At 34.2% G+C, this 10,428-nt stretch carries 8 protein-coding genes; all 8 read right to left on the minus strand.

Features of this window, described 5'->3' with window-relative positions; genetic code table 11:
• Positions 1-125: 125 nt before the first annotated feature.
• On the minus strand, positions 126-842 hold the full coding sequence (locus tag V7014_RS24535) for an AraC family transcriptional regulator (RefSeq protein ID WP_335511292.1): 717 nt from the start codon (positions 840-842) through the stop codon (positions 126-128).
• 44 nt (positions 843-886) lie between these two features.
• The gene (locus V7014_RS24540; protein ID WP_335511294.1) at positions 887-1,672 is read right to left on the minus strand and encodes an aminoglycoside adenylyltransferase domain-containing protein; all 786 of its coding nucleotides are present in this window, start codon (positions 1,670-1,672) and stop codon (positions 887-889) included.
• Between the two features lie 142 nt (positions 1,673-1,814).
• Positions 1,815-3,260: a glycoside hydrolase family 1 protein gene (locus V7014_RS24545; protein WP_335511295.1), complete on the minus strand. Its 1,446-nt coding sequence runs from the start codon at positions 3,258-3,260 to the stop codon at positions 1,815-1,817.
• A gap of 61 nt (positions 3,261-3,321) precedes the next feature.
• Positions 3,322-3,588 (minus strand): phosphocarrier protein HPr, encoded by a 267-nt coding sequence (locus tag V7014_RS24550; protein WP_335511297.1) that lies wholly within the window; start codon positions 3,586-3,588, stop codon positions 3,322-3,324.
• A gap of 83 nt (positions 3,589-3,671) precedes the next feature.
• A complete protein-coding gene (locus V7014_RS24555) occupies positions 3,672-5,108 on the minus strand; it encodes a 6-phospho-beta-glucosidase (RefSeq protein ID WP_335511298.1) in 1,437 nt (478 codons plus the stop codon).
• Positions 5,109-5,193: 85 nt separating this feature from the next.
• On the minus strand, positions 5,194-7,104 hold the full coding sequence (locus V7014_RS24560) for a beta-glucoside-specific PTS transporter subunit IIABC (RefSeq protein ID WP_335511300.1): 1,911 nt from the start codon (positions 7,102-7,104) through the stop codon (positions 5,194-5,196).
• A gap of 281 nt (positions 7,105-7,385) precedes the next feature.
• Positions 7,386-8,246, minus strand: a complete 861-nt coding sequence (gene licT, locus V7014_RS24565) for a BglG family transcription antiterminator LicT (RefSeq protein WP_335511302.1) — start codon at positions 8,244-8,246, stop codon at positions 7,386-7,388.
• 232 nt (positions 8,247-8,478) lie between these two features.
• The gene (locus V7014_RS24570; protein WP_438824975.1) at positions 8,479-10,239 is read right to left on the minus strand and encodes a methyl-accepting chemotaxis protein; all 1,761 of its coding nucleotides are present in this window, start codon (positions 10,237-10,239) and stop codon (positions 8,479-8,481) included.
• Positions 10,240-10,428: the final 189 nt, after the last annotated feature.

Here is a 10,428-nt window from a genome sequence, read left to right on the forward strand (position 1 = left end):
TTATAAATCCATTCGACATAAATAATCCCCCAATAAAAAATTTAATTATTCTCAATTTTAAATTAACATAAATATCCAAATTACCTTATAGAAGTAGTTTCAAAATAAAAACCCTAGACAGAGCCTTAAGCTTTAGCAATGGTTTTTATTATTTGTAAATACTGTATATCCCCCAAGCCATATTGAGGGAACATATTAAATAGTCGGCACAATAATTCGTCCTGAGATAAATCTATATATTTTTTAATATAAGCTATGATTTCATTCTCATCTTTTACATACTCTAGGTATAATTCTACTCCGTTATTCAAGGCAGATGTTAATCTAACTTCAGGGAGCCGGTGGTGAATCAATACTTGTTGGTAAAGATCTTTATAATTTAGCGGAAGTATTTCTGACTCCTCCACCTCGTATGTCCTCTCTTGAACTTTATGAAAAATTAATTCCCCTTTATATCCCACTTGTTCTAGAAAAGTTAGCACGGTTAGCATATTCATCTGACAAAACATATCATGACCAAACCATAAAACGATACATTTATATTTATTTTCGAACAGTGGTTTGAGTGGCGTAATTGTAATGCTCTCATATTCCTTTAAAGATACATCATGCCCTGAAGCTCTTAGCTGTTTAAATGCGTCATCAAAAACTGGATAACATGTTTCATTCGAACACATTGCTTCATTAAATGGTATATAATCACCATAATCCATTAATTGATGAGTATATAAATCTTCATACATCATCTGTCCATTTAAGATATGTAATACCTCTTGATTAAAACGGTTATGAATTTTATGCTGTAAAGCTTTAATTTTTTCTTTCTGTGAATGCTTCAACATCATCACTACCTTACTCTATTTAGTTATGAAAAAAGACTTAATCGTTAAAAAAGCTTATTGCTTTCTTGAATTATATAGTTCATATATTCTAATGCATCTTTGCGTCTCTCAAATACAGATTTGTAATAAGATTTCTTGATCCCTTTTCGCAATCTCATAGACTCATTAATAATCTTATGCCATTTCTGTGGAACACTCTTCAATGCATATTCTCCTGCCCCTACTTTTGATGTAATATCCTGTTCTTTGAATGTGTAATACAGACGAGAAACTCCCAATACACCCCATTCAATCATATCTAAACTTACAAATAAGCCGATATATTTGATGGACGGAAACCTCTTACAATCATTTACCCAATCAAGCCAATATGTATTAAGATTTTGTTTCAAATGATTGATTAGAACATCCCAGTTTACCGTATAGTCAACACTCTCTCTTTGACCTTTAATAGTTATTCCATACTTTTTTAACTGATAAGCATCTATTGAGTTTCTATCAAACTTCTTAAAACCTTGAAAAGTTCCATCATTAAAGTACATACCTGAATTTTCATTTTTATTTAAGGACGCTACATACATTCCATCAAGTGATACGTTAGGATACTTGCTTTTCATATCTCGATGTATTTCTTTCAAAGTATTTCCCTCTGATTCATTCACCTCTCGCTTCGTTAAGGCAATGAAATCAATATCGCTAAACCCTTCCTTAAATTCTCCTAATGAAACCGAGCCATAAAGATAATATGCTTCAAGTAAAACAGGAAGTTTCGACTCAACTAAATCAAAATATGTATCTAATACCTCATGAACCTTCTTAGGAATTTCCACTTTTTTATCTCCTTTAAAAATACATTTCACTAAAAATAATTATATCAAAAATCAAAAAATTGTTAATTATAAAAAAGAAGATGTTCGCTCGTATACCGAACGAAACATCCTCTCTTTAGAATATATTGCTTATGATATATTTTTATAGCTTTTCTCCGTTAGATTCAATAATATCTTTGTACCAGAAGAAAGACTCCTTCTTTTTACGCTCCATTGTTCCGGATCCATCGTCATGCTTGTCGACGTAGATGAAGCCATAACGCTTAGACATTTCTCCGGTTGAAGCACTTACTAAATCAATACAGCCCCAACTAGTATAGCCAATCATTTCAACACCATCTTCATTTATTGCATCACGCATTGCCAAAATATGTTCTCTCATATAATCAATACGATAATGATCATTGATTGTGCCATCTTCCTCTACTTTGTCATATGCCCCTAAGCCATTTTCAACTACAAAAAGCGGTACTTCATATCGATCATACAACTTATTTAAAGAAATTCTTAATCCAATAGGATCGATTTCCCATCCCCAGTCACTTGCTTTAAGGAAAGGATTTTTAATACCTGATAGTATATTGCCTTGTGCTTTTTCCTGTTCAGATTTCTCTTTCTTCTCTGTACGCGACATGTAATAACTTAAACCGATATAGTCTACAGTATGCTCTCTTATTAATTCTAAATCGCCTTCTTGAATTTCCAATTCAATACCATGCTTCTTAAAAAAATGGTTGATGAATGTCGGGTATTCTCCTCGTACTTGAACATCAGCACAGAAATAATTAAAGAAGCGTTCCTCTTGTAGTGCATACAATTGATTTTCTGGATTGCAGTCACTTGAATATACAGGTGCGTATAAAATCATACAGCCAATCTTGGAATCTGGAATAATCTCATGACACGCCTTTACAGCAATGCTGCTAGCGACAAATTGATGGTGAAATGCTTGGAAAGTCGGCTGATACTTATCTTCTTCTTTGCTAATCGAAAAGCCAAGTCCCATAATTGGCATAACTAATCCACTATTGATTTCATTAAACGTCATCCAATATTTCACTTTATTTTTATAGCAATTGAAAATTGCATGAACATATCTTTCAAAGAAAGTAACGACTTCGCGATTTCTCCAGCCACCATATTCCTTAACAAGATTTACTGGCATTTCATAATGAGAAATTGTGACAACTGGTTCAATTCCATACTTCAGCAATTCATCAAATACTCGATCATAAAAAGCCAATCCTGCCTCATTTGGCTCTAGTTCATCCCCATTAGGAAAAATTCTTGTCCATGCAATGGACATACGGAATGACTTAAAGCCCATTTCTGCAAACAAGGCAATATCTTCTTTATAACGATGATAGAAATCTATGCCCTCATGATTAGGATAGCTGTATTTTTCTTTATCGATTTCAAAGCTAAATCCATGATCTTGTAATACCTTAAGACGTTCTTTCCCTCCTGGAAGAACATCCGCAATGTTTAATCCTTTGTTGCCTTCATGAAATCCACCCTCCATTTGGTTAGCAGCCGTAGCGCCTCCCCATAAAAAACTTTCTGGAAATCTTTTTTCATTTTGTGTCATTGTCTATTCCTCCATTTTTTATAGTCTTGAGTAATTAACTCTTCTATCAAGGCTAATTTTATTACTTTGCTAATCCATTTTTGCTTAAAGCTTCTTGTAATGAGCTTAATCCTTCTTTTTCGTCATGTCCTTCTGCGATGATTTTAATCTGAGCACCTTCTCCAATCCCTAGGGACATGACCCCCATGATTGACTTTAAATTCACCGATTTTCCGTTGTATTCCAGCTTTATATCAGAATCGAATTTGCTTGCAACTTGGACTAAAGTTGTAGCAGGCCGTGCGTGAATCCCTGCTGAATCAATTACTGTAAATGTTTTTTCTACCATCATTAAAACTCCTTAATTGTATTTATTAATAAAATTCAAACCATAACAAACCTGCTTTTTCGGAAACTACTAATCTTATATCATTAATCAAGGTTTGCTCCGTTTGATTCAATCACATTCTTATACCAATAAAAGCTATTCTTTTTAATTCTCTTTAGTGTTCCATTACCTTCGTTATCTTTGTCGACATAAATATAACCATAACGTTTTTTCATTTCACCCGTTGAGGCACTTACAATATCAATGGGACCCCAGCTTGTATAGCCAATAATCTCTACACCATCCTGGATGGCTTCAGCCATTTCTGCAATATGTTTTTTTAGATAATCAATGCGATAGTCATCAATGATTGCACCATCTGAAGTTACTTCATCAACAGCACCTAAACCATTTTCAACTACAAACAAAGGCTTTTGATAACGATCATGTAACTGATTTGCCGTAATACGGAAACCTTTCGGATCGATCGTCCAACCCCATTCTGACTTTTCTAGATATGGATTATCAATTGAATCAAACACATTCCCGCTTGTCATATTTTTTAATACTTCAGGATCCTTACTTGTTGCTCTACTTGAGTAATAACTGAACCCGATATAATCCACCGTATGATTTTTCAAAAGCTCTTCATCATCTTTTTCCATTTTTATGGTCAGATTGTGATCTTTGAAGAATCGTTTTGCATATCCAGGGTATTCACCTCTCGACTGCACATCAATGAAGAAAAAAGATTCACGGTCTTTTTCCATAGCGTTGTATATATCTTCAGGATTACAAGTGTACGGATACATTGACCCTGCAGCTAGCATACAACCAATTTTCGCATCAGGTATAATTTCGTGACAAGCTTTAACAGCAAGGGCACTTGCAACAAGTTGATGATGAGCCGCTTGATATTGAATTTGTTTTTTATTCTCTCCATCTTTAAAAACAAGACCAGCGCCTACAAACGGTAAATGCAGTAGCATATTAATTTCATTAAATGTCATCCAATACTTCACTTTATCTTTATATCTATTAAAAATAGTTTTGGAGTACGTTTCGAAAAAATGAACGAGCTTTCTATTTCTCCAACTTCCATACGTTTCCACCAAGTGTACAGGTACATCAAAATGAGCAATTGTAACAACAGGTTCAATATTATGTTTTAATAGTTCATCAAATAAATCATCATAAAACTGTAAACCTGCTTTGTTTGGCATCTCATCATCACCGTTCGGGAAAATACGAGACCACGCAATGGAAACACGTAACGCTTTAAATCCCATCTCTGCAAAAAGTGCAATATCTTCTTTATAGCGATGATAGAAATCAATTCCTTCATGCGAAGGGTAGAATTCGCCTTCTACAGGTAAAAACGAATCAATTTTTCCAGTCATAACTTCCCAACGTTTTACACCAGTTGGTAGTAGATCAACAATAGTTAGTCCTTTACCATCTTCTAAATATGCACCTTCAGCTTGATTTGCGGCGATTGCTCCACCCCATAAAAATCCTTTTGGAAATACGTAATTCGTCATATTAAAACTCCTTTACGTGATATTAAGTGAGAAGGGAAAACGCTAGTCGCAATTTCGAAACTGGTTCCCTTCTTTATATTGAAACTTAATTAACTTTAAGTTCGAATAACTTGTCACCAGCTTTAATTTGCTTAACTTCATTGACTGCCAAATTATAGTCTGTAGAATTAGGTAAAACTACTGGTGTTGTAACTACGTATCCTTCTTCCTTAATGGCTGCTATATCAAATTCGATAAGTAGCTGGCCTTTTTCGATACGAGCACCTTGTGCGATATGAGCTGTAAAATATTTTCCATTCAGTTGTACAGTATCCATTCCAATATGAATCAAAAGTTCTGTTCCTTCATCAGTTGTAATTCCAATCGCATGGTTAGTCGGAAATAGTACAGAAACTGTTCCGGACGCTGGTGAGAATAATTTACCTTCTGAAGGTTCAATCGCAATGCCTTGTCCAAGTGCCCCCGACGCAAATGCTGCATCTTTTAGACTAGATAAATCCTTTACTTCACCATTAAACGGACTAGCAATAACATCATCTTTACCTTTAGTTCCAGATTCCCCATGGCTATCATCTTTAGTTGAAGCTGACTTTTCTTTTTCTTTACCTAATCCAAACAAATAAGTAAGAATAAATCCTAGTACAAAAGCAACGATAATCGCGATAATCGCACCCCAGAACCCCATGGTAATGCCTTCTTTTGGATGGATAAAACTTGGAATACCGAAGATTCCTAATCCCCCAACCATGTAGGCTTTCGTACCCGCTATTCCGAGAATTGACCCCCCAACAGCTCCTGCAATACAGCTCATTATGAACGGCTTTTTCAATGGTAGTGTAACACCATATATTGCTGGTTCTGTTACACCGAAAATACCCGAAATAAATGCCGGAATGCTCAGTGTTTTTAACTTTTGTTGTTTCGTTTTAAACCATATCGCTAACACAGCTCCGATTTGTGCAAATGAAGCTGCGAACATTAAAGCTAAAACTGGATCGGCACCCATTGTAGTAAGATTGTTAATTCCAACAGGAACAAGCCCCCAATGTAGACCGAATATTACGAACACTTGCCATAAACCACCTATGAAGGCTCCTGCCACTAATGGGCTTAGTTCATAAATCCAAATAGTTGCTTGTCCTAGTAGCTGACCCGCCCATGTTGCAATTGGACCAATAACAAGAAATGTAATCGGTACAACTACAAGTAATGTAAGGAAAGGTACTAAGAATGTTTTCACGACATCTGGAATTACTTTCTTAAACCACTTCTCTACTTTTGATCCGAAATAAGTTGCTATAATAATTGGAATAACAGATGATGCATAATTCATTAAAATAACCGGAATTCCTAAAAACGTAATATGAACGGGTGACTCAAACATCGTTCCTGCAAATAATGTATACAGCGGTTCACCAGCTGTTAAGCCCAATAATCCTGGATAAACTAGTGATCCTCCTATTGCCATTCCTATAAAAGTATTTCCACCGAACTTCTTACTTGCTGTATATCCAAGAAAGATTGGGAAGAAATAAAACAAAGAATCGCCAACTGCATTTAATATTTGATACGTTCCCGAAGTACTTTCAATCAAACCTAAGGATACAAACAATGCGTTAAATCCTTTAATCATCCCTGTTGCCGCTAATACACCTAGGATTGGCGTGAAAATACTAGAAATAATATCTATAAAACTATTAAATAAGCCTTTACTTTTTTTATTTTCAACTTCCACAGGTGCTTGTGTTTGCAAACCACCTATTTCTACAACATCTTTATATACATCAGGCACATGGTTTCCTATGACCACTTGATATTGGCCACCACTGATCATGACGGTTACTACACCATCCATATTTTTCAAAACATCTGTCTTCGCCTTACCTTCATCTTTTAAATTAAAGCGCAAACGAGTGATACAATGGACAACACTATTAATGTTTTCTTTGCCACCTACATTTTTAATAATGTCTTTTGCCAATTGTTCGTACTTCATAATTGATCCTACTTTCTGTAATGTTTTATTACAAATAAAAAACCTGAGCCGATGCTGAATACACAAAAATAGTGTTTTCAAATCGGTTCAGGTTATGCCCAATATTGGTAACATTCCTTCGAAGGATATTTAATTTATACTTACAAATTAACATGTCTTTTTTACAATGTCAACGCTTTCATACCATTTTTATAATATTTCACAATAATGACAAAAACAATTTAATCGGAACATGATGAAAGTCAATTTCACATCTATTTTTACCTTTTCAGATCCCCCCCTTACCTACGGTCACGATTTAATTCATGGCGATTCGTAGTACGATGAACGTGCAATGTCAAATAGACAATTTCATCATTTGAAATGACCCAATTATAAGTATTCTTTAAATAAGTTTTAATTTTTTGACTACATTCAAATGCTGCTGGGTATTGCTGTTTAACTTGTTCATATAAAAAGATATCATCACTTTCAGCTTCTTTCTCTTTTCTAACAAAACGAATTGCAAAGAAACGAAGATGTGTTAGAAATCGGCCATAATTAACTGAATTCTCATCCAACTCCATTTGAAAATGATACTTTGTAATGTTCAAAATGTTATTTACGATTTCCGTTACTTGAACTGCCTCAGCCATATTTTCCCCAGATAACTGACTGTTCACTAAATGCAAAGCAATCGATGCCACTTCATCCTCTTCAAGCCTGACTTCTGTATTAGCTTCAATGATGTCTAAAGCCTTTAAAGCAATTTGGTATTCCTGTTTATAATATTTTCTAATCTCCCATATCAATGGATTTTTCAAATGAATACCTTGTTTGTGCCTACTAATGGCGAAACTTATATGGTCGGTTAAGGCAACATATAAATATTCATTCAATTTATATGGAAGTTGAGATTGCGCAAAGTCCAAAATTTTTGAAGAAATATTCAAGTATACTTCAGAAGTATCCTTCAATAAATTAGCTAGTTTTTCGGAAATACCATGGTTTTCAAGCACAAAGGTCTTCTCTATTTTAGAAGAATCGATATCTTCTCCAACCTTTTTCTGAAATGCCAACCCCCTCCCCATGACCACGATCTCTTGATCCAATTCATTATTTGTTACAACAACATTATTATTTAAAATCTTCTTAATCTCCATTTACCCTCATCCTTAATTGAAATATTTGGTAAATTAATATAAAAAAACCTAAATTTGCTCACAAGAATAGCAAATAGCCATTCAAATCACAAACTTAGGTTTTGCCTGCTTAACAGTAACAATCCATTTATTAAATTGCAAACGTTTTCTTATTTATCTCATATAACTATACTCTTGTCAATATTAGTATAAAAAAGCTCACTTTTCTGGTAGAAAAGTGAGCTTTTTACCGTTATTCTTTCTCCATCTTTATTTCTTCAACTTTAAATTGACTGCTAATTTCACGCAACTCTTGTGATGTATCTGTTAAATCCTGTACAAGATGATTTAAAGATTGTAAAGACGCAGTTATTTCTTGACCAGAAGCAGATACTTCTTCAACACTAGCTGCATTTTCCTCTGAAATAGCGGATACTTCTTCAATCGCTCCATTAATTACGACTTCTTTCTTTGTAACTAGAGTAAGTTGGTCACGCATATCGATTGCTAATTCATTCATTAATGCTAATAAGGAAGAAATCGTATTAAACGTATCCCCTGTTTGAATAAGATTTGTTCTCCCATTACCTACTTTGTCGAGACCTTGCTCTAATATTTCAACCATTTTTAAAGAATTAGACACTACTTGATTGACTATAGAATTAATATCGTCAACCGAATGAGATACATCTTTAGATAATTTCCCTACTTCTCCAGCAACGACAGCAAATCCTTTTCCATGTTCTCCCGCTCTTGCCGCTTCAATAGATGCGTTTAAAGATAAAAGATTCGTTTGATCTGCAATACTACTAATTAAGGATACAAGTGAAGAGATTTTTTGGTTTTCTTCACTTAGTACTTTTACTTGTTCAACAGAATTTGTAATAATTTGATAGATTTCCTCCATCTTATCTTTAGAATCATTCATTAATTGCGTACCGGCAGTTGCTTCTTGCATCAGCTGGCCAGTTGCTTCCACAATAGCGCTACCTTGAATAGTTGTTTGTTCATATAAGTTAGAAAACTCTATCATATCTTCATTCAACCTAGTTGCAAGTTGTGCTTCAGTTTCCGCAGCTGTTGCCATTTCTTCCATTGTTACGGATACTAGCTGCGCGCTTTCATTAACTTCATGTGATGATGCTCTTAAATATTCGCCCTTTTCACTAAGAGAAAGCGAATTAGCACGCATTTTTCCTAATAATAACTCCATTGTTTCTGTCATTTTCTTAATGGAATTATATAAACTACCTATTTCATTATTTGCTTCAATTTCTCGCTCATTAATTATTCTTTTAGCTTCTACTAAATCACCTTTTGTAATAGCCTGTGTTACTTTCATTAAGTGATCAAGTGGATTCATTTTCTTTCTAAGATATAGATAAACAGCGGATAAAAGGATAATAGACAAAACGGTAGTTATGATAATAAAAGTAGGCAGTTCATTTCTTACTACTTTTTTCTGAGCCTCCAGAAGTACGTTCGCATCGACATCGATCGCTAATACCCCAATTACTTCCCCATTTTCACTTTTGATTGGTGCATACGATGTGAAATATTCACCAAACTTTTCATCATGTATAATATCACTACTATGTAACTTTCCTTTAAAAGCCGGTTCAACAACCTCATATTTTGAACCTGTTGATATTGAACCAATTGGGTCTGGCTGATCACTACCGTCAACCATCACTTTCAGCTTTCCGTTATCTTCGGCTAACGTATAAACATAAAGTGAGCCAGTATGTTTTCTTACAGCATTTAATTCTTCGACAAGCTCTTGATATACTTCATTATCGGTTGGGTTTTCTAAGAATCTCTCGTAATCATCTACGTTTATTTCAGAAGCTATTCTTTCTGCATCATTCTCTCCTTGCTTTTGAAATGTTCCAACAATTGAAGCCTTTGAATTGCTGTACATAATCGTAACATTACTGATTAGTAATATAACAATTATACTTACTAATACACCTAAAATGGATTTTTTCAAACTTCGTTGTCTCATTAATTGCATACTCCATTCCAAATTTAAACTCCCATTTGACTAATAAAACCCATCCTATTTTAAATAGTTATATGTAGGTAAATGATAAAGATTCTATTGTATATTACTTTTCATTAATAGAGAGAATCTTGAAAGCATAATGGGGATACTTTATATAGTATATACTAGCAAATTCATAGTATTTCAGCAGTAATATAT

This window comes from Bacillus sp. JJ722, from assembly GCF_036963345.1.
GTDB lineage: Bacteria > Bacillota > Bacilli > Bacillales > DSM-1321 > Bacillus_AD.